Annotated in this window: 16 protein-coding genes; 5 read left to right on the forward strand and 11 right to left on the reverse strand. The window is 40.4% G+C overall.

Annotated features, from left to right (window positions below; translation table 11 throughout):
• The 8 genes from ACOQON_RS07950 to holA form a co-directional block, all read right to left on the reverse strand.
• On the reverse strand, window positions 1–1,218 hold the full coding sequence (locus tag ACOQON_RS07950) for a bifunctional folylpolyglutamate synthase/dihydrofolate synthase (RefSeq protein ID WP_420578391.1): 1,218 nt from the start codon (window positions 1,216–1,218) through the stop codon (window positions 1–3).
• Complete coding sequence (locus ACOQON_RS07955) at window positions 1,215–2,015, reverse strand: hypothetical protein (protein WP_420578392.1); 801 nt, start codon at window positions 2,013–2,015, stop codon at window positions 1,215–1,217. Before ACOQON_RS07955 ends, ACOQON_RS07950 begins: the two co-directional genes overlap by 4 nt.
• A complete protein-coding gene (locus ACOQON_RS07960) occupies window positions 2,015–2,404 on the reverse strand; it encodes an ExbD/TolR family protein (protein WP_420578393.1) in 390 nt (129 codons plus the stop codon). Before ACOQON_RS07960 ends, ACOQON_RS07955 begins: the two co-directional genes overlap by 1 nt.
• Window positions 2,405–2,494: 90 nt before the next feature.
• Entirely contained in the window at window positions 2,495–3,154 is a 660-nt protein-coding gene (locus ACOQON_RS07965; protein WP_420578394.1) for a MotA/TolQ/ExbB proton channel family protein, read from the reverse strand.
• 92 nt (window positions 3,155–3,246) lie between these two features.
• On the reverse strand, window positions 3,247–4,506 hold the full coding sequence (locus tag ACOQON_RS07970) for an SPOR domain-containing protein (protein WP_420578395.1): 1,260 nt from the start codon (window positions 4,504–4,506) through the stop codon (window positions 3,247–3,249).
• 60 nt (window positions 4,507–4,566) lie between these two features.
• Window positions 4,567–6,225, reverse strand: coding sequence for a hypothetical protein (locus tag ACOQON_RS07975; RefSeq protein ID WP_420578396.1), 1,659 nt, complete (start codon window positions 6,223–6,225; stop codon window positions 4,567–4,569).
• A gap of 1 nt (window position 6,226) precedes the next feature.
• Complete coding sequence (locus tag ACOQON_RS07980; protein WP_420578397.1) at window positions 6,227–9,160, reverse strand: tetratricopeptide repeat protein; 2,934 nt, start codon at window positions 9,158–9,160, stop codon at window positions 6,227–6,229.
• 53 nt (window positions 9,161–9,213) lie between these two features.
• Window positions 9,214–10,236: a DNA polymerase III subunit delta gene (holA, locus tag ACOQON_RS07985; protein WP_420578398.1), complete on the reverse strand. Its 1,023-nt coding sequence runs from the start codon at window positions 10,234–10,236 to the stop codon at window positions 9,214–9,216.
• A gap of 36 nt (window positions 10,237–10,272) precedes the next feature.
• Between holA and ACOQON_RS07990 the strand changes: the two genes are divergently transcribed.
• On the forward strand, window positions 10,273–12,693 hold the full coding sequence (locus tag ACOQON_RS07990) for an ATP-binding protein (RefSeq protein WP_420578399.1): 2,421 nt from the start codon (window positions 10,273–10,275) through the stop codon (window positions 12,691–12,693).
• Here ACOQON_RS07990 and ACOQON_RS07995 read toward each other — a convergent pair.
• Window positions 12,668–13,057, reverse strand: a complete 390-nt coding sequence (locus ACOQON_RS07995) for a response regulator (RefSeq protein WP_420578400.1) — start codon at window positions 13,055–13,057, stop codon at window positions 12,668–12,670. The two genes, ACOQON_RS07990 and ACOQON_RS07995, sit on opposite strands and share 26 nt — an antisense overlap.
• A gap of 299 nt (window positions 13,058–13,356) precedes the next feature.
• Here ACOQON_RS07995 and ACOQON_RS08000 point away from each other — a divergent pair, with 299 nt between their 5' ends.
• Complete coding sequence (locus tag ACOQON_RS08000) at window positions 13,357–13,842, forward strand: hypothetical protein (RefSeq protein ID WP_420578401.1); 486 nt, start codon at window positions 13,357–13,359, stop codon at window positions 13,840–13,842.
• Here the strand turns inward: ACOQON_RS08000 and ligD are convergent.
• Window positions 13,839–16,151: a non-homologous end-joining DNA ligase gene (gene ligD, locus ACOQON_RS08005; protein ID WP_420578402.1), complete on the reverse strand. Its 2,313-nt coding sequence runs from the start codon at window positions 16,149–16,151 to the stop codon at window positions 13,839–13,841. The genes ACOQON_RS08000 and ligD overlap by 4 nt on opposite strands.
• Window positions 16,152–16,259: 108 nt before the next feature.
• Between ligD and ACOQON_RS08010 the strand changes: the two genes are divergently transcribed.
• Window positions 16,260–18,431 (forward strand): helix-turn-helix domain-containing protein, encoded by a 2,172-nt coding sequence (locus ACOQON_RS08010; protein ID WP_420578403.1) that lies wholly within the window; start codon window positions 16,260–16,262, stop codon window positions 18,429–18,431.
• Here the strand turns inward: ACOQON_RS08010 and ACOQON_RS08015 are convergent.
• Window positions 18,406–19,017 (reverse strand): histidine phosphatase family protein, encoded by a 612-nt coding sequence (locus tag ACOQON_RS08015; protein WP_420578404.1) that lies wholly within the window; start codon window positions 19,015–19,017, stop codon window positions 18,406–18,408. The genes ACOQON_RS08010 and ACOQON_RS08015 overlap by 26 nt on opposite strands.
• A gap of 28 nt (window positions 19,018–19,045) precedes the next feature.
• Between ACOQON_RS08015 and ACOQON_RS08020 the strand changes: the two genes are divergently transcribed.
• Window positions 19,046–19,480: a hotdog fold thioesterase gene (locus ACOQON_RS08020; RefSeq protein WP_420578405.1), complete on the forward strand. Its 435-nt coding sequence runs from the start codon at window positions 19,046–19,048 to the stop codon at window positions 19,478–19,480.
• A complete protein-coding gene (locus ACOQON_RS08025; RefSeq protein ID WP_420578406.1) occupies window positions 19,480–20,643 on the forward strand; it encodes a chorismate-binding protein in 1,164 nt (387 codons plus the stop codon). Before ACOQON_RS08020 ends, ACOQON_RS08025 begins: the two co-directional genes overlap by 1 nt.

A 20,643-nucleotide genomic window follows, 5' to 3' on the forward strand; every position in this document is an offset into this window, starting at 1 on the left:
CTAGAGGTCCTCAATCTCAGCAACAACAAAGGTGCTGCCTGTGATGAGAATCAAATCATTAGGTTGCGCCTTTTCTTTTGCTGCATGTATAGCCTCATTCACGTTTTTAAAGCATTCCCCCTCTAATTCATTCATAACGCCTTGTATGGCCAACTCCTCAACCGATAAAGCTCTGGGGACAGAAGATTGAGTCCAGTACTTCTTACATTCCTTTGGGAATAGAGAGAAAATGGGATTCAATGCCTTATCCTTAACCGTTCCAAAAATCAGGTGAATGCATCCTTGGCATATCTCCTTGGCCTGTTTCAGTAAAATCCGCAATCCATCCATATTATGGCTTACATCTGCGATAGTCAGAGGCTCTTCGCACAAAACCTGAAATCTCCCTTTTAAGCCAGTAAGCCTATTCATTTCATTGACTCCTTGTTTTATGTGCTGATCAGATATATGAAACCCTCCTGTCGATAGTACTTCACAAGCTGATACAATTCCCGGAATGTTCATTTTAAGATAGGTCGGGACCAACTCATCAAAATCCCAATCTATGGGTTTTGCATAGGTAATTGTAGTGTTAGCTTCGTGAGCTTTTTGTTCAAAGACAGATTGTGTTTCAGGGAGAACCTCCCCGATCACCACAGGAACTCCTTCCTTTATTATTCCGGCTTTTTCTGCAGCTATTTTTTCAAGGGTATCCCCCAACATATCCATGTGGTCATAACCGATATTTGTTATCAGTGAAAGCACCGGCGTAATGACGTTCGTACTATCCAGTCTGCCACCTAATCCGGTTTCAACCACAGCAATGTCAACCTGTTCGTGAACAAAATAATCAAAAGCCATGGCGACAGTAATTTCGAAAAAAGAAGGGTGAATTTCCTCTATCGCCGGTTTAATTCTGTCAACAAAATCTACAACAAAGGCCTCAGAGACCTCTTTTCCATTAATTCTGATTCGCTCAGTGAAATTCTTGAGATGTGGTGAAGTGTAAAGGCCTACTTTGAAACCGGCTACCTGCAAAGCGGCAGCTATTCCATGTGCACTTGTACCTTTTCCATTCGTTCCTGCGATATGTACACTCTTAAATTTCCTGTGAGGATTGTCAAGGTACTCCATGAGCCGGATGGTGTTTGTCAGGTCCTTTTTGTACGCCTGCTTTCCGACCCGTTGATACATGGGAAGTTGAGTATAAAGATATTCGAGCGTCTGCCCGTATGTCATCTGGATTTGATGATAAAAGTGATAGTGCCAGTAGAAACAGGAGCAGTTTTATAGTCGGCTGTTTTGCTAAATGTGAGCTTTTCTACCGCAGATCGATACTTACGTTCAACTGTCGGAGAAACTGTTGAAGTTACTGTTTCTATTTTCACCAAATAGCCATCCTGATCAACGGTGATTTTATAAACGATTTTTCCGGATTCATCAGATGTGTCATCGGGTTTTGGCTTGAAGTCCCATATCCAACCGGAAAGAGCAAGGTTTGCACCTTCGTTATTTCCGGTATTTGTTCCCTGGCTTCCGTAAATGGCGCGTTGGTCTATTTCCTTTTCCTCTTCACCTTCGGAAGGATTGTTAGTGGATTTATCTGAATCTGTATCTGATGGATTCATCACAGCTCGTGAGTCAACTTCTTCCTTCACTTCTTCTACTGGCTCTTTGGTCTCCGTCTTTGATTCCTCCACCTTCACAGGGGATTCGACTTTCGAAGGTGTTACGGGCTGCTCGTTCACGACATTTTCCTCGCTCGATTCGACTGCCGGTTCTTCAGCCTGATTGGATTCTTCTACGTCATCAGTAGGATCCTCTGTTTCTGGAGCCGTCTGTGACGGAGTAGATGTGCTTGGAGCTCCTGCGGAGGTTGTAAAGCCTAATTCAATTCCATATTCCGGAATAGGCGGGAAAGGCTCTTTCCACGCCACTATAAAGTAGAATAAAACAAGTAGCACAAGCTGTACACCCAAAGATGTCAGCCACCCTATTCGCTTATTTTTTTCTTCTTGTTTTTCTCTTTCGTCCATCACTCAGGTTTCGTTGCTATCGAAACTTTTGCTTTCAATGAAGTAGCAATTCCAGCGACTTCTACCAAACGCTCTACAGGCACTGAAGCATCACAGTGGAGCACCACAATGCCCTCTTTTCCACTCAGATTTGTTCTTAGAACAGATTCTAAAGTAGAACGATTCACTCGCTTATTATTTACAAAATAGCTCAGGTCCTTCGTGATCGTTACGCTCACTTTTTGCATCACGATCTCTGAGGACTTTGAAGAAGGTAAGTTGACCGGCAAACCAGAGGGTGTAATGAATGATGCTGTAAGCATGAAGAAGATCAACAACAGGAATATGATATCCGTCATTGATGACATGCTAAAGCTCGCATTCACCTTATGTTTTGATTTCAAATCCATACTGAACTTAAGTTTACATTCCCGATGTGACTGATGAGAAAATTCATAGTTGGAAAAATTCTTTTCTCAATAAATAATGGCCATTATGGCCTACTTTTTTGGTTCTTGTAGCAGGTCAATAAAGTCTATAACGTTAGACTCCATCGTATGGATCACTTTTCCAACCTTAGAGACAAGGTAATTGTATCCCAGGTATGCCAGAATTCCCACAAACAATCCGGCCGCAGTGGTAATCATCGCTTCATAGATCCCTGATGATAGCAATTTAGGGCTCACAGCCCCTTCTTCCTGAGCGATAGCAATGAAGGCCTGTATCATGCCTGTAACCGTGCCAAGAAAGCCAATCATTGGGGCTGCACCGGAAATTGTTGCCAGTAAATTCAAATTTTTCTCCAATCGGTAGATTTCCAGCTTACCTACATTCTCAATGCTGACTTCAATGTTTTTAAGCGGATTGCCAATACGCGTAATTCCCTTTTCAATCATGCGTGCTACCGGTGTATCCGTTTTCCCACAAAGCATTAATGCTCCATTAATATCTCCCGCTATGACCATTGACCTGATTTGATCTTTGAAGGATTCCGGGGTTTTAGAAGCGGCATTTAAGGTTCTGGTACGCTCTACAAAAATGTAAATCGCCACCATCCAAAGCAATAAAATGGGGATCATCATGTATCCACCATTTGTTAATAATTCCAATAAGGAAATTGTTTCTTCTGACTCCAGACCCTCGACTACAGGGTCTTGCATAACACTAATAAGCATATGTTCTCTTTATCTTGGTTTTAATGGACAGCATGCTATCCAAACAGACTGAACGTATTAACTGAAGGATTAGTGCTTTAGTATCTCAAGATCCAAATATCCTGGCCATACTCCGGCTTCAACCCATCAATCGAATTCTGTGCCTCAGAAAGCGTGCCATAACCAGAAATAGCAACCCGGTGCGTAATGGCATTTCCAAATGGTGGAATTATGGATGGACTTTTACCCGCATTTGATAGTTTGGTTGCGAAATCCATTGCCATATCCTCATCCAGAAAACTACCTACTATGATGTAAAAATTACCTGTACGGGCACTCAGTGAATTCACAGTACCCGGAGTAGCTGTAACCTTTTTAGGCTGAGTTTTCGCCGGTTGTTTCTTAGCAGGTGTGGATTTTGGTTGATTATTTGGCGGTTTATTTGCAGAATTATCATTATCAGAGGTGGTTTTTTCTGTTCTCTCTGTCTCGACAGGTTTTGTTTCTTCTTCTGATGGCTTCTCTGCTGCTACTGGCTTCTTAGTGGCTGGACGTGTGGTCTTCTCAGCTACAGCTTTTTCACCTTCATCACCGCTTCCCATTGGAGATAAGAACCAGAAGGCAGCACCTAAACCAGCAAATATGATGATACCTATAATTACCACCTTAGCAAATTTTCCTTTGCTTTTGGTTTCGTCAGGTGTTCCAGAGTCAAAGGTTTGCATATCCGCCATGCTCTCTTCCTCTGAGTCCATGAGTTCTTTCTCAAACTGAGCGAACTCATCTTCGTCTAATACGTCACTATCCAATTCATCACTATCGAAAACAGAATCTCCTAAATCGTCATCATCGTCACCCCCAAAATCTTCATCAGATGCTTCAAAGTCATCAAATGATTCCTCTTCATAAAACTCATCCATGGCTTCACCCTCTTTGCTGTCTTCAACACTCGCTGATGAGTCATCAAAGTCATCTCCAGAATCTTCAAAGTCGTCTGAAGAATCCTCAAAATCATCCGCTTCGCTCAGGGAAGCCTCCAATTCTTCGTCAGAAACCTGATCTGGTATATCTTCATCAGATATGTCTTCCATATCATCAGACATATCATCGCTATCAAAATCATCACTATCAAAGACAGAGTCATCCAAATCTTCTGAATCATCATCAGAAGCATCTGCAGTTGGTTCATCAGTTACCGGCTCATCTTCCTGAGATTCTTCGGCAGCAGGCTCTTCCTCATCTGCAGAATCATCGTCATCGTCTAAAGCTTCATAATCAAGCTCCGGAAGACCGAAATCATCGTCATCGCCGAAAAAATCGTCCTGTTCTTTGTCTTTGTTCTTGTCGTCGTTAGCCATAGGTATGTTTTATTGACCGAACCAAGATAAAATAAAATTCATTATTAGGAAATATTAGGGTCAGAAACGGTACTGACCACCAATTTTGAAAGCGAGTCCTCGGATCGGGTACCCCAAATATCGTTCGTATTCATTATTAAGCAAATTATTTACGTCAATGAATGCAGAAGCCCTTGATGTTATCAGGTACTTAGCTCCGATACTCACATCGGTAAAGCCTGACAATTTCACATATCCAAAGTCCACATCGGCAGGTGCTCGAATTCCACCCACACTCATCAGATATGCTGAAACAATTAGTTTCTCCTTGATATTATGACTGGCATATGCTTTAAATATATAAGTCGGCTTATGCCACGGTTTGTCCAAAGACTCCACTGAATACCCGTTTAATTCCAAGCTTGCACCATACGTGCTGGTTGCAGTGGGCATAAAAGACAGATTCGTATTCAGGCTAATCATATTTACGGTCTCGGTATCATAGGCCAGTGTAAAGCGAGCTGAGTCTGTTGATGATGGAATAAAGAATGGAAGACCTTTATAACCCGAGTGTGTCAGGGAGGCTTCCAAAAGCATATTTTTAAGCGGTGAACCTTTTATCCCCCCTCCCAAGCTAAATGTATTTTCTGTGTGAGTTATCGCCAGCGAGTCATCCAAAAACTCATTTTGACTTATCAATCCTTTTAAACCGTTCCACTGCAGTCCCCCTGAAACCAAGCCAAAAGCAGTCCATTTTTCTGTGAGGCTATATTCCACCCTTGCTTTTGGATAAAAACCTGTTTCTGACTCAGAGTCAACTTTTCCTGATGAGACGACAAAACCGGCTGTAATGGATAAATTATCCTTTCGATGTGTAACCCATGGATTTAAGTTGATCAATGATCGATCATATGCCAGACCGCCATCGTAATTCGCAAACTGACCATCAATCTCAAATCCCGTTGTAAAAGCATCACCTATTTTGTAGCTAAGCTGTCCATTCGCTCCAATGTTCACTTCACCGTTTTCATCGTTAGAAGGATTAATTGACTGAATACTGGAAGTCATAAAAGGAGTAAAGTCCAATTCAACATCACCTTTCTCCCAAGTTACATTCACATTGGCGTAGAGATTCTGAAATGTACTTTCATCAGCTTCTGCATCAGAGAAGCCAGTGTTGACCCGATTGGTATTTCCATAAAAATGATACTTATGCTGATTGAATGAAACAGCAGGTGTTATGGAAAACCCATTCTTTTTATGCGATGCGGAAACATCAATGCCTGCCAGTGAATTACCACTATTTTCTTCATTTACAGGTCCGGCTTTAAACTGTTCATAAAAGAGCTTTGCTCTGCTATCCCAGGCACCTAATGTTTGAAAAAGACCAGCCTCAAACAACGGTGAATTGAAGTTGCCATATCCCAGTTTAACATAGTTCTGATACTCTGCCGAAGGATACGGTTCATCTACAAACTGAAAAGGAACATCTGACTTGTAATCAGGCCATTTAAAGTCGGGTTCACTTATTTCGAATTTTACATTGATTGCCTCACTGGAAAATGATGGTGGAGTACTTCTGATGAAAATCTTATCTACCTGAGGAAGCGTGATTTTCTTGTCTTTTTCAACCACAACCTCACCGGTTAAAATCTCTCCTTGCTTGTTGCTTGTGCTATCAACCTGAGCATGTACTTGCCCAAACATCACGGCCAATATGAATACAATTATTATTCTCATCTTATCCTTTACTTTGAGTGGTATCACCAGCATTTGAAGTTTGCTCAATTTGATTAAGCAATGTTTTGGCATCTGATTTAACTTTCTCAAGCTTAGCATGTTGAATGATGGATCTTAAAGTTGCTTTAGCTTGAAATAATTCATCCATTTCAATGTAATTCTTTGCTATCAGCAGGTAAGATCTATCGACCCAGTCCTGATAGCTTCCATAATTAGCATTCAAATTGAAGAGTGTGTTAAGTGAGTGTTCGTACTCACTGTTTTGAAAAGCCATTAGGCCAAGGAGGTAGTTGGCTTCTGCTCCGAATATGTCCTTACTGGCAGTTAGCTTTTTGAATTCATCCGTTGCTTCATTCTTATTGCCCAGATTAAGATAGCTCTTGGCCTTGATCATTATGGCTTCCTTATCCCCGTTCAGAGGTTTCCATTCAGCATCTACAATTTCATTTGCAACTGCAATGGCTTCATTGAAGCTACCAGATTCAAAGTAAAGCATCATCAACCCCTGGCGAGCATTGTAAGTATCTTTTGGTGTTAGATTCAAATCTCTGAGAAGAAGATAGGCTTCTTTCGCTTCCTGAGTATTTCCAAGCCGTAGATTGATATCGCCCAACCTGTATAAAATACGTCCGGTGAGGTTGTTTCTAAGATCTTTTAAATCATCAAAGACTTCTTTTGAATCCTTTAGCTGGTCAATTCTGTAATAGGAATCAGCTAAGTAATACTTACCCTCTGTTTGATTGTTGCTGGCAGGATAGTCTTTCAAGTACTTTTTAAAAGAAACAGCAGCTTCCGCATAGGCAAAATCGAAATATTGTCGCTTAGCAGCCTCAAATTCAATGAGTTCAAGGCTACCACTTTCCGGATTAGCTTTTTTGTAATCGGCTATGTACTTTTCTAAGTCATTGACTCGAGATCCGGCTTGTTGCAATTCCTGAAGTCCCAGAATTGCATTAAGTGCAAATTCCGAGGTAATATACTTCTCAAGAATAGCTGAATAATCTGCACCAGATGCCGCCATCTTTCCCAGATTTTTCCTGGTAATCCCTCTGTTAAGCAAGGCTTCCGGAACAAATTCAGAGTCGGAATACTTTTCTATGACTTGTGTGAAATAGGTCTCTGCTTCCTTAAAACGAGCTGCTTCAAAATGGATCATACCCACTTCAAATCGAGCTACTGATCCATACGTGGGTGAATCAAATACCTTTTGGAACGACTGAATGGCTTCATCTGTTTTCCCTAGATTCTTTTGGGTTTTTCCCAATTGAAATTCAATATAAGGTGAACTACTTTTTGAGCTCATTTGATTGTACAAAATTCGAGCTTCATTATAGGATTTTGTAGCGTATAAACAGTCGGCAAGCCTCACTTGCGCATCTAATTTCATTTTAGTATCCACAGTGTTATATGCTTGTCTGAAATAAGGTATTGCCCGTTCGTATTTCTGTTGGTTGTAAAGAGCATACCCAATTCCGTAATCTGAAACCGGATCTATTTGTGTTTGATTCTGATAATTTTCCAGTGCCAAACGGTAATCACCGGACCTCATGGCAATCTCACCTAAATGAAAGTAGGCCTGATCTTTTATTGTTGAACTGGGTGTATGCTTAAGACTTTCGCGAAACCATTTTTTTGCTTCTACAAACTCACCGTCATTAAACATTAATACTGCCTTCTGAAAAGTCACTTTCTGGTAAACACCTTTTTGTGTGTTATTTGATACACCGGTAGACTGTAAGTGATTGATTGCCAAATCATAGTTGGAGGTTCTTAGATAAGATTCCGCTATCAAATTCTGGATTTGCTCTACCCTACTTCCATTTTCAAACTTCTCGAGGTAGTCAGATGAATAATTAATTGCCTCTGCATAGTTGCCAAGCTTTGCATTTATTTGGGCGGCATGATAGTATGCTTCTTCCTTGATTATCCGGTCATCGGATGCTGATGCTTCTATATACGCGAAAAGGGCCTTCTCGAACGCTTGCTTTTTCAAATAGAGCCTTCCAAGCTGAAATGCACTAAGGTATGCATACTCTCCGCCTTGAATACCCGCCTCGGTCAAGAATTCAATCGCCTGATCCTCATTTCCAATTTTAAATTTAGAAACGCCTGCCTGATAATAAAGAGCGGCTGTGGGCCTTCCTGGATGTAATTCAATCGCTCGCTCAAAATAGGCATCAGCTTTAGCTACATTATTTTTTAGAGCAAATGCCTCTCCTATCAGCTGATAGAACCCTGAGTTCGTGATTGTTTTTTCGTCGGAAAGTTCACCCTGAGCTAAGGCAATAACCACGTCAATCTGGTTGTTCTCAAGTTGAATTTTAGCAATGAAGAACCTTGAGGAAGTCCCAAACTCTTCACTACTCTTTGCTTTTTCAAACCCTGATAGTGCTGCTTCCTGATCGCCAAGATGATAATTTGCGAAGGCCTCATAATAATCCAACTTATTCGTTGCTGAGAATCCGTTCCTTCGTGAGAATTGAAATAGTTTTTTTGCATTTTCATAGTACTCATCATCCAATTGTAACACGCCGTAAATGAAACCATAGGAGGCTTGGTCATAAGTGCTTAAGTTATTGGGCGATACGGAAGCCAGGTACGCTTTGCTTTTAGTCGTATCTTTCGCGTAGAAATAGAACTCGCCAAGATGATAAGAGGCAAGTGGCTGTATTGGATGCTTGTCATTTCTCTCCAACCACTTTTCCACTTTGTATGCGTCCCTTTTACCAGTCTTTATTTCGCTCAACAAGAGTAAAATTTCCTCATCTTGAGAACGCGATGCAGTCTTTTTAAGATCGCCAATTACACTTTCGTATTTTCTTGCCTGAAAGCTTTCAAATGCTTCCATTTCTGAAAAATCTTCACTTTTCGTAGAGTTCTGAGCGTGGAGCGCCGAAGCTATTACGACGAACGAAATAAAAAATAATTTTCTCAATGCTAAACAGTTTTTGACCATCAATTGGAACGAAATTTTGGCTTCAAATTGTACTAATTCATCAATTTGTATACCAACTCTGTTAGAACAGGACCTTCTTTTTTCGTAGCAAAGCCGATCCCTTTTGATTGCATATCCGCCTCATGTAAGAATTTGATGTTTTGGGCCACCTTACCAACAGGGTAGTTCCTCGCCGCTTGAATATATTCTTTAACAAAAAAAGGATTTACGCCAATTAAGGAAGCCAGCGTTTTCTCATTTTTATCACTCGAATGATGAATCAGTAGAAGCTTGCTGTAATAAGAAAACAGGCTATAAATCGTAAGAACCAGGGGATTATTGCCCGGATTGGAGGCAAAGTAGTGCGCTATTTTTAATGCTTTCAGTTTGTTCATTGCACTCAAAGCCTTTTGCAACTCAAAAATGTTGTAGTCTTTGCTTATTCCTACATACTTCTGAATCATGGCCGAATTAACCACTTCCCCGTTTTTAACATTTAATAGAAGTTTCTCTATTTCGTTTGCCAGACGTTGAAGGTTGTTGCCAATATTTTCAGCAAGCATCATTATAGCCCCATCATCTATTTTCACTCCCTTGCTTTTGCAATAGTTTCTTATCCAGTCGGGCACCTGATTATCATACAACTTTTTGGCATTTAAGAAAACAGAGTTCTTCTCGATTGCTTTCCCAAACTTGGTTCGCTTGTCTACGGACTTATACTTATATCCAAAAACAAGGATAGTGCTGGCAAGTGGATTTTCAAGGTAATTGACCACCAGCGTTTGTTTATCCTCTTTTTTCCAATCCTTTATTTCCTGTGCCTCTTTGACAATCACCACCTGACGTTCACCCATCATAGGATACCTCCTGGCTGCACCTATCACATCCGTCAAAGTAGTGTCTTTTCCATAAAGTACAATTTGATTGAAGCTACGTTGACTTTCATCCAGTGCGTTATTTTCAATATTTTCTATAATATTGTCGATATAAAACGACTCCTCGCCTTGTAGAAAATAAACCGGAGCAAACGTTCCGCTATTAATATCTTTAATAATTTGGGTATAGTCAGATGCCATATTTTCCAAAGGTAAAGGCTACCTTAGATAATTAGAATGCAGAAATTTTTATTTCTTCTAAATGCCTTCCTCTGTGGCCAAATCCTAGTAGCTCAAGATTTTGAGTTAGATAGCCTGCAAGTTGTTTTAAATGAATTATCCACCGATGATACTACTTATGTTGATGTAGCAAATAAAATCGCCTTTAAGCTAAGCGTTACTGACCAACAAAACTCTAATTATTACACCAATCTTGCGATATCTGCTGCAAAGGCTCTTGACTACCAACGCGGACTGTTACGCGCAACAACCATCAAAGGAAATAGCTTTTTGATCATAGGGCTACCAGATCAAGCGCTCTCCTATTATCTGGAAGCTCTATCATACGATGCTTTCAAGTATCCTTTGGAGTATGTGAGACTACACAATAACATAGGAGAAGTATATCGCAGAAAAGAAATTTACGACTCTAGTCTTAAGTATTTCAATAAGGCTCTTTCGATTGCCCTTGAAAAAGTAGATGAAGAGCGGCCTGTTATTATTTATTCCAATTTGGGAGAAGTGAACTTGATGCAAGGGAAAATTAATGAGGCTGAGTTGAACTTTAGAAAGTGTTTATCCAATGCAGTAAGTTCTGATCATGTCAGAGGTCAGGGATATGGATACTATGGACTGGCTGAGTGTCAATTCTTGAGAGGCTCAGCAAGGAATGCCATCCAATTAATGAAAAAGTCGATCGAAGTTCGTAAAAAAGCAAATCATCAGAGAGGATTAATTCAATCATACCTTAAGTTGGGTAGCTATTACATTGGTCATCAGATAAATGAGTATGATAGTGCCTTATTCTATTGGCAAAAAACCGAGGAAATAGCTAAGGAAACCAAGGCCAATGATTTACTTGATGAAACATACAATCAACTTTATAATTTCTATCTCAATAGAAAAGATATTGATAAAGCTGCTTATTATCTGGAGAAACATAAAAATCTTGGCGATAGCATTAGAAACACAGAGTTCATATCTAACGTAGAAAAAATGAAGACAGCCCTTCAGTCAGAATTAATCTTGGCTGAAAACAGACTTCTGAAGCAAGAGCAAATTCAGCAAAAAGCAGAAGAAGATGCAAGACTAATCGTAATTGTACTCGCATTTACTATTGTTTTAGGTCTTGGGTTTGCTACATATCAGTATCGTAAACGAGTGAAATCCAGAATGGAGTTAGAAAAGGATGCTGATTTTACCAGATCTCTTCTTGGATTTTCAAGAAAACTAAATGAGCAGGGACTGGATGTAAATTCCTTCATAGAAAACATTATTGTTGAATCTCGCAAGGTTCTCAAATGTGACCGTGCAACCTACTGGTGTCTGGATGAACAAACAGAATCCATTTATTTGGCTGCCAAAAGCGAAAGAAAGGGTTCCGCAAATATTCCTGAGGTGAGATTCACAAGAGATCAATTCCCCGGATTTTTTAATGATTTTCTTGGTCAAAGAACTGTAGCGGTCAGTAACATTAGCAAGGATCAGCGACTATCCGATATATATGAACAATATTTCAAACCATTTGGAATCGAATCTATTTTGAATGCCCCAATACTAATTGACGGTAAGTTTGTTGGGTTTATCTCTTATACAATGACTCACAGAATCATGCGTGAATGGGAAATTCAAGAACAGAGATATGTGGGCTCACTAGCAGATCTTCTTGTAGTAGCTATAGCTAAAGAAAGAGGCAACAGGTTAGAAATTGAAAAAGAAGAATTGATTAAGAAGCTTAGAACTCGAAACAAAAGCCTTAAAGAGTTTAATAGTGTAATAAGCCATAACCTAAGGGAGCCTTTAACTCAAATCATTGGGTTTTCAGAATATCTCAAAGAGATTCCGGAAGAAGAGGGCAACTTCAATGAGATTATTTCCAAAATAAGTAAAGCGTCTAATCGTATAGATAAAGTCATTAAAGAACTTAGCACTGTTTTAAATGAAGATGATCCTAGCTCTGGTGAATTCAGAAACTTATCACTTGAGCGTCTTTTTAAGGATGTTCTGGATTTATTAAAGAATGAGCTAAAATCGCTAAACATTACGATTGAGCAAGACCTTAAGGTGGAAAGAATCAGGACTTACAAACCATTTCTTTCAGATGCTATTTATCATTTACTTTCAAATAGTCTTAAGTTCGCTGAGCCGAGTAAAAGGTTACACATCAGGATAGAAACCTTCGAAGATGAACTCCATAATTTCATCAAAATTTCGGATAATGGAAGAGGATTTGACTTAAATAAATTTTCTGATAAAATATTTAAAATGTATCAGCGCTATCACATGGATGTAGAGGGACGTGGCATAGGTCTATTTATTGTGAAAAATAGAGTGACCTCTCTTAATGGTCTTGTTAAGGTGGAAAGTGAAGAAGGTATAGGTTCTTCCTTTACAATGGAGTTTCCAAAAGAAGTTAGCTCGCTTGCAGATAAGAAGTAACAAGGTCATTCAGCATCTCCACAGATAAAGGCTTAGATTTGAAGTCAAGTACACTTTTTTTCTTATCTGCCATTTGTTTATCCGCAGGGTTAATCGATGAAGAAAGAAGTACAATTTTGTTTGATTCACTCCCATTCGAGGCTTGATATTGATCTAAAAACTGCCATCCATTCATAACAGGCATATTGATATCCAATAAAACCAGCGAAACATCTTCGTCACTTTTATTTCTCCTGAAATAATCTAAAGCCTCCTGGCCTGATTCAAAAGTAAGCACTTCATCCACGAGTGCTGCTCTTTCTATTATAAGTTTATTGAGATAATTTGTAGTAGAATCATCATCAATCAGCACAATTCTCTTCATTGTATTCTCCATTTGCCGGTATTAGAAAATATCCATACAATATTATTCATTTTTAGATTTAATCAAATATAACTACCTGTTCACTTGGTAATTATTAGTGTATTCTCTCAAAAAAATCATAGTCAATTTACTTACACTCGAATCTTCAACCGGAATATTCATTCGATTAATAAATTCATAATAACTCTCGCGACATATTAATCCTATTTTAACCACCCGTCATTCTTCTGTCAATTCTGGGCTGACGACTTTATAAAAACATCTTATTGCTGCTTGTTTGCGATACAACACAGCTAACCATGAGAAACTTATTCATAATTACCTTAATCCTTATTTCAGGACTACTTGATGCACAGGCAAAAGATCCAGAAGATGGATATGTAATCATTCGATCTGACACCATTTATGGCAAAGTGAAAATAAATTTTGATTCAGGATCTATTCTAGTTCAACAAGACTCTCTTAATAGGATGTTTCTTAATGATATCCAGCAGATTACTTTACTAAACGAGAACCGTGAGACATTTATACCGATCTACGAAGAACATCACACGACCTTTTATAAGGTTCTTGTGTCCGGTGATCATCCTCTGCTTGAGGAAGATGAATCGTTCTTTACAATGATCGAAGGAAATGTGATTCAGGTGAAAGGAGACAAAGATTTGTATGATGTTTTTGGTAAGAGAGATGTAAAAGATTATGTCTTTCTAAGAAATATTGATTTATCGGATGTAAGAGGAATGATTGATGTGTTTCGCTACTTCAACAGATACGATTCGTTCTAGATCTTGTCGATTAGTTTCTTAAAAACCGGATCCCTGAACGTACCATTATCGGTAATCATCGAGTATTCAACCTCACATACCAATTCAGGTCGCAACCAAACGGTTTTCTTCTCCTCATGTACCTCTCCTTCAACTGGCTTTTCAGCCAAAACCAAACCAACAAACTGTTTAGTCAAAGATTTCAGTAATGCATCATCAAAACCAGTCCCTACCCTGCCACGATAAATCAGTTGATCACCATTTCTTTCTGCAAGTTGTAGCGATCCAAAATATTTTTCACGCTCTCCCTCTCCTTGAGTAAACCCAATGATCAGGCAATCTTTTGTGTCCTTCACCTTCACTTTGATCCACGCGTCACTTCGTTTGGCAGGGGTGTATTTTGCATCAATTTTTTTAGCAACAATGCCCTCTAGCCCATGAGCTTTTGCAGCAGCAAATAGTGCTTTACCATCTTCTTCTGATTGGCTCACTCGATAGTTGGTTTCACCTACCCTCAACGAATCGATCATCCACCATCGTCTTCTGTCCTGAGGATCATTCATTAGTGATCGGCCATCAAGATATAAACAGTCAAAGAGGTAACAATATGCCGGTGTGCGTTTCGATTCATAATCAAAATTCTTCTTGCTCATCAATCGCTTAATTACTTTCTTAAAATTGGCTTTCCCCTCCTGATCCAGGCATACGATCTCTCCATCAAAGATGGCATTATTGATACGAAAAGCTTGCTCAGGTACGTTTAACTCAGGAAACTGTTCGGTGATATCGTTCCCATTCCTACTGTAAATTTTGAGCTGTCCTTCATTGAGATAAATAAGGGCTCTAATACCATCCCATTTCAACTCATAGTAGTAATCACCAATGGGTACTCGCTTGGAGACATCAGCAAGCATGGGCTTCATCACTTGTTCAAGTAAATTTTGCTGCGGCATATCCACCCGCTCAAGCAGCCACTCCTTGTCCTTCATCAAGTGCATTCGGTATTCCGCACTGAGCTGTTTACCTGAAAGCCGAAAGTAAAAGCCCTGTTTCTTTTCTTTGGTAATCTCATATCGCCCGTCCGCATATAGCCACATCATTCCGCCCCCATATTCTCCTTTGGGTATTTCTCCTTCAAAAGTGAGGTACTTCAACGGGTGATCCTCTGTTTGCACAGCTAATCGCTTTACTCCCGGAACCGGTGGCATGCCTCGAGGAATGGCCCAGGATTTCAAAATTCCGTCCTGTTCCAACCGCAGATCATAATGAAGGTGAGAGGCATGATGTCTTTGGATACAGAATCGGCTGCCCGGTGCTTCATGCTCAGACTGAAATGGCTCTGGTGTCTTATTAAAATCTCGCTTCTTCTCATAATCGGAAAGCTGCTCAGGCGTTTTATGACGCTTATTGGGTGGTAGCTCTTTCGCTACAACCGTTCGCTTATCGGTATGCAATGGAACCGCCCATCCCCGGATTTGCTCCCAGGCATCCCCTTCCTCCAGCACTTTGCTAAGGGTGGTTTTAATATTCCATTGATTCAGATCTTGCAACTCTTCCAAATCCTCCCAGCTAATCGGGGTAGATGCTGTAGCTCCCTCTTTTCCTCTGAGACTGTAAGGACATACAATCGTCTGTGAAGGCCTGTTGCGATAAATGTCTACCAACACTCTACCCTTTCGTGATTCCTTTTTTATATGAAGAGTCGTTTGATCGTGTTTTTGGATAAAATCAGATGCCACCTTCTTAGCGGCCTGAAAGCATTCTTCAAATGAGTATTTCGCTTCGATTGGAGTGACTAAGTGCAATCCTTTACCACCTGTTGTCTTTACAAACACATGGTAATTATGCCGTTCAAGCTGCTCTTTAAGCGCAAAAGCAATTTCTTTTAGGTCAGCCAATGGAAATGACCCGTCTTCAGGTGGATCGAGATCATAAACGATATAATCAGGCTTATCACTATGTTCGGAAAAACTATGAATCTGATGGATTTCCAGACAAGCTAAATTCGCAAGCCAAACCAAAGTAGCCTCTTCCTTAGCCACTACGTATTCTTTTTTTCGTTCCTGCCCCAGCCTTTTGTAGTCAATCCAGTCTGGAGTCCAGTCCGGACGATGCTTTTGGAAGAACTGCTCCCCATAAATCCCATCCGGATATCGGACCAGCGAAAGCGCACGACTTCTGATGTGATTTAGAATGGTTGGTGCAAGCTCGAGGTAGTACTCAATGATTTCTGCTTTAACGATATCATCATTCGGATAGAGAACCTTATCCAGATTAGAAAGCTCTATCACACGCTTCCCCACCTCCGCATGTATCTTTTGTTTTGCCATCTTCTTTTCAAAGTGCTACTTCCGCATGTTGTTTTTGTTTGGCCATGATTGACAGATAAATATACGTGAGATATTTACCCAAAGCCATAGACGTTATATCTTCGTTGTATGAAAAATTTTAGTGATGCTGCTGAGCTAGCAGCTAACTATGTAAACACAACGAATCGTCACATCTTTCTGACCGGAAAAGCGGGTACAGGTAAGACCACTTTTCTCCGAAACATCATTCGTAACACCTACAAAAATGCTGTGGTTGCTGCTCCAACGGGAATTGCAGCCATTAATGCTGAGGGAGTTACGCTTCATTCGCTGTTGCAGTTGCCTTTTGGGACCTTCATACCTGAAGACATTCCTTTTTCAGAGAGGAACATTCAGGTAAATACCCCCTCTACCCTTTTTCGTGAAGCAAAGTTTGGCGCCCAAAAACGTAAGCTTATTAATGAGTTGGAACTGCTCATCATTGATGAAGTAAGTATGCTTCGGGCTGATCTGCTGGATTGTATTGATGCTACCTTGCGAAAGCTCAGAAAACGTCGATTCGATCCGTTTGGAGGTTTGCAGATTCTTTTCATTGGAGATTTGATGCAGCTACCTCCGGTGGTGAAAAGAGAAGAAGCCGCTTTATTGCAACAGTACTATTCATCACCCTATTTTTTTGAAGCAAGAGCCCTGAAGGAAAACCCACCCATTCGTGTAGAGCTCGATAAGGTGTATCGCCAGAGTGATCAGGACTTTATTGATCTGCTGAATCGCCTTAGGCACAATGAGTTGGAATATGATGATGTTGAACTCCTCAACTCAAAATATCACCCTGAATTGGTTGATCGTGATGGGTACATCCACTTGACCACACATAATCATAAAGCAGATAAAATCAACGCAACTCGTCTTGCTGAACTACAATCTTCATCGGAATCATTTGAAGCTGATTTAAGTGGTGACTTTCCTGAAAATGCTTATCCATGTGAGCCTGTTTTGACTTTGAAAGAAGATGCGCAGGTCATGTTCATCAAGAATGATCCAAGCGGAAAGGGTCAGTTTTTTAACGGAAAAATTGGTAAAGTCTCTAACCTCGATGATGGCATCAAAGTTAAATTTGAAGATGGTGAAGAAGTATCAGTAGAGCAATATGAGTGGGAAAATGTGCGGTATGTGCTTGATAAAAGCACTAATGAAGTGGACAAAAAGGTTTTGGGGACCTTTAAACAGTTTCCGCTGAAGCTCGCGTGGGCAGTTACTATTCATAAATCACAAGGCCTAACTTTCGAAAAAGCCATTCTGGATCTTGAAGGAACGTTTGCTGCCGGTCAACTCTATGTGGCCCTATCAAGGCTCACCTCCCTTGAGGGACTCATTCTGTCCAGCCCGTTACCCCAACGATCACCAGCTGTGGATGAGCAACTCAAATACTACATCAGCAGTTTTGAAGGTACGAAACAGCTTGAAGAAACGTTCGAGCGAGATCGGCACGCCTTTATTAATGAGTTTACAGATCGAGCATTCCTATTTGACCCGATGCTTCGCGAACTGGTGAATCACAAAAAGACATTCAATAAGGACGAAAATAGATCGCTCAAGCAAAAGCACCTCCCCTGGACGGATGACCTGATCAATGACACGTTTCCGCTAAAGGATGTAGGTGAAAACTTCACCCGACAAGTGCGAAAGATTCTGTTAGAAAAAGACTTGCATCTATTGGCCGAACGTATGGCTAAGGCGACAGACTATTTTGATGAAAAGCTGTCGGATTTAATTGATAGAATTACCAAGCAATACCGGACACTTAAAACACAGGCTCAAGCCAAAACATATCGGGCTGAGCTACTGGAGATTAAGGAACTCTTCTCATCACAACTCAAACAAATTGTCAAGCTGAACCTACTTGTTCAGCATATGAATGAAGGAGTGCCTTTGACAAAAGAAAAGTTGAGAGCAAGTAAGCAGCTAAATGCAGTTCAGAAAAGCAGCAGTAAAGACAAAACACCAACTGCTGAGATCAGCTACGAAATGTACAAAGAAGGAAAATCTATTAAGGCCATAGCTGAAGAGCGTGGATTAGCTGAAGGGACTATCGAAGGGCATTTAGCCAAATTCGTGGAGATGGGTCAGGTTGACGTAACTGATTTTGTCAAGCCCAATCGATTGAAGAATATCCTGAAATGTTTTGATGAAGGATTAACTAAATCTGGGGAAATTAAAGGGGCATTGCCTGATAGCTATACATGGGGAGAGATTAAGATGGGTATTGCGCATGCTAATGCAAATGCTCAACCCGATTAAAATCTTTCAGGTAAAACGAGTTTCTTCGATAACCCAGCACATAATATGAACAGTTCATGTGCGGAAAACCGTCCATATAGTTTAGTGGGTAATTCAGTGTCCAGCAAAGCAAAACGCGCATGGCCCTACCGTGCATACAGATCAATACGTTTTCACCTGCCGTTTCAAGCACCTGATCCATTGCCGCTTGCTGGCGTTTCATAACTTCAATCGGATTTTCTCCACCACCTACATTCAAATGAAGATCACCCTTTCTCCACCCCTTTACCGTATCAGCATATAGGTTCTTGGCTTCATAGCTAGCCTTTACCCCTTCCTGATTACCCCAGCTGATTTCATCAAATCCATCCAGTGAAGTTAAGGGTGTCCCATTTTGGATAAATTGACCCACTGTTTCATGCGTCCGGACGAGTGCAGAGGTGAATACATGATCGAATTTGATCTCTGAAAAGAATTCACCTGCACGTTGAGCCTGTTTTTTTCCAAACTCATTAAGAGAGGCATTTACACCTCTTCCCTGAACCATTCCATTTCTATTAAAATCGGTTTCTCCGTGACGAAGTATATAAATGGTCTTGTTTTTCAAATTCCGTTTATCTTGGTTTGCTAATAGGATGGCAAAAGAACAAATTTTTCCTGAGTACCTGGAGTTAGATGCATTAAATCACATGTCAGAAGGCTGTATGGTTGAGCATTTAGGCATCAAGTTTATTGAAATAGGTGCGGACTATATCAAGGCGACTATGCCGGTAGATCACCGAACAAAGCAACCCATGGGGCTGTTACATGGAGGTGCTTCAGTAGCCTTAGCAGAGACCATGGGTAGTGTTGGAGCTTCTGTGTGTATCGACATGAATAAGCAGCACGCCGTGGGTGTGGAAATCAATGCAAACCACATTAAATCTGCGAGAAGTGGGTTGGTTACCGGAACGGCGCAACCCATTCACCTGGGCAAAGGAACCCATGTTTGGGGCATTGAAATACACAATGAAGACAAACAATTGGTGGCTGTGAGTAGAATAACAATGGCTATTTTAGATCGTAAGTAGTGAAAGAGCTAATTAATAAATTGAACCTTCAAGACCGTCATGTTTTAACCAAACAGTTAATTCAGGCGGGATATGCTTTTGCAGCATGGAAAATGCCACTGCAAAACGAAATCACCTTCATCATCTCTCTAAAAGGAGCTTATCAACTAAACGATTTTCTCCTCACCGATTTAGGCCAGGGATTTCTGATTAATCGATATTCAGATAACCATCCGATAAAGCCTCATTATATAAGTGCTGACTTGGTCATTAAATCCGATGACATTTTGCTCAACCCAAAAATCACTTCCGGTGAAATAGATGAGTTTAAATCAGAGCTGGACAACCAGGAAAATGTGGAGAAAGAACAAGTTAGAAGCAAAATCCAGGAACAGACACCTTCTGACTTTGAGCATAATGTCAGTCGAGCTGTTGAAGAAATCAGGAATGGATCCTTTGAAAAAGTAGTGCTTTCCAGATATAAAGATGAAGAACTTCCTGATGATTTTTCTCCATGGAAATTCTTCGAAGGTATATGCGAAAAATACAATAATTCATTCTGTAGCATCACTTATATCCCTGATCAGGGATTATGGATTGGAGCAACTCCGGAGCTGTTAATCTCAGATGATTCACAGCACTTTCGAACTGTTTCTTTAGCAGGGACAAAGCATCTTACCGAAGATCAAACCCTAAGTGAAATAGCCTGGACCCAGAAAGAAATTGAAGAGCAGGCTTTCGTGAGTAGGTATGTTATCAATTGCTTCAAAAAAATCCGGTTACGAGAGTTTCACGAACATGGTCCGAAGACGATTCAGGCTGGGAATTTGGCACACCTAAAAACAGAGTTCATCGTTGACTATGCAGAAGTTTCTTTTGATGGACTGGCAGATCAAATGCTGGAGCTACTCCACCCTACTTCGGCTGTTTGCGGTATGCCAATTGAGCAAACTAAACCATGGATTTCGCAAGTGGAAAATTATGATCGGGAGTTTTATTCTGGATTTCTTGGACCAGTCAATCTAGAAAATAAAATCGATCTGTTTGTAAACCTGAGGTGCATGAAAGTGAGTAATGGAATTGTAAGATTCTATGCAGGGGCTGGCATTACAGAGGATTCAAGCCCTCATAAAGAATATGAGGAGACTGAAATGAAAATGAATATTTTGAAGGGCTTAATATAG

Source organism: Ekhidna sp., assembly GCF_965221965.1.
Lineage (GTDB): Bacteria > Bacteroidota > Bacteroidia > Cytophagales > Cyclobacteriaceae > Ekhidna.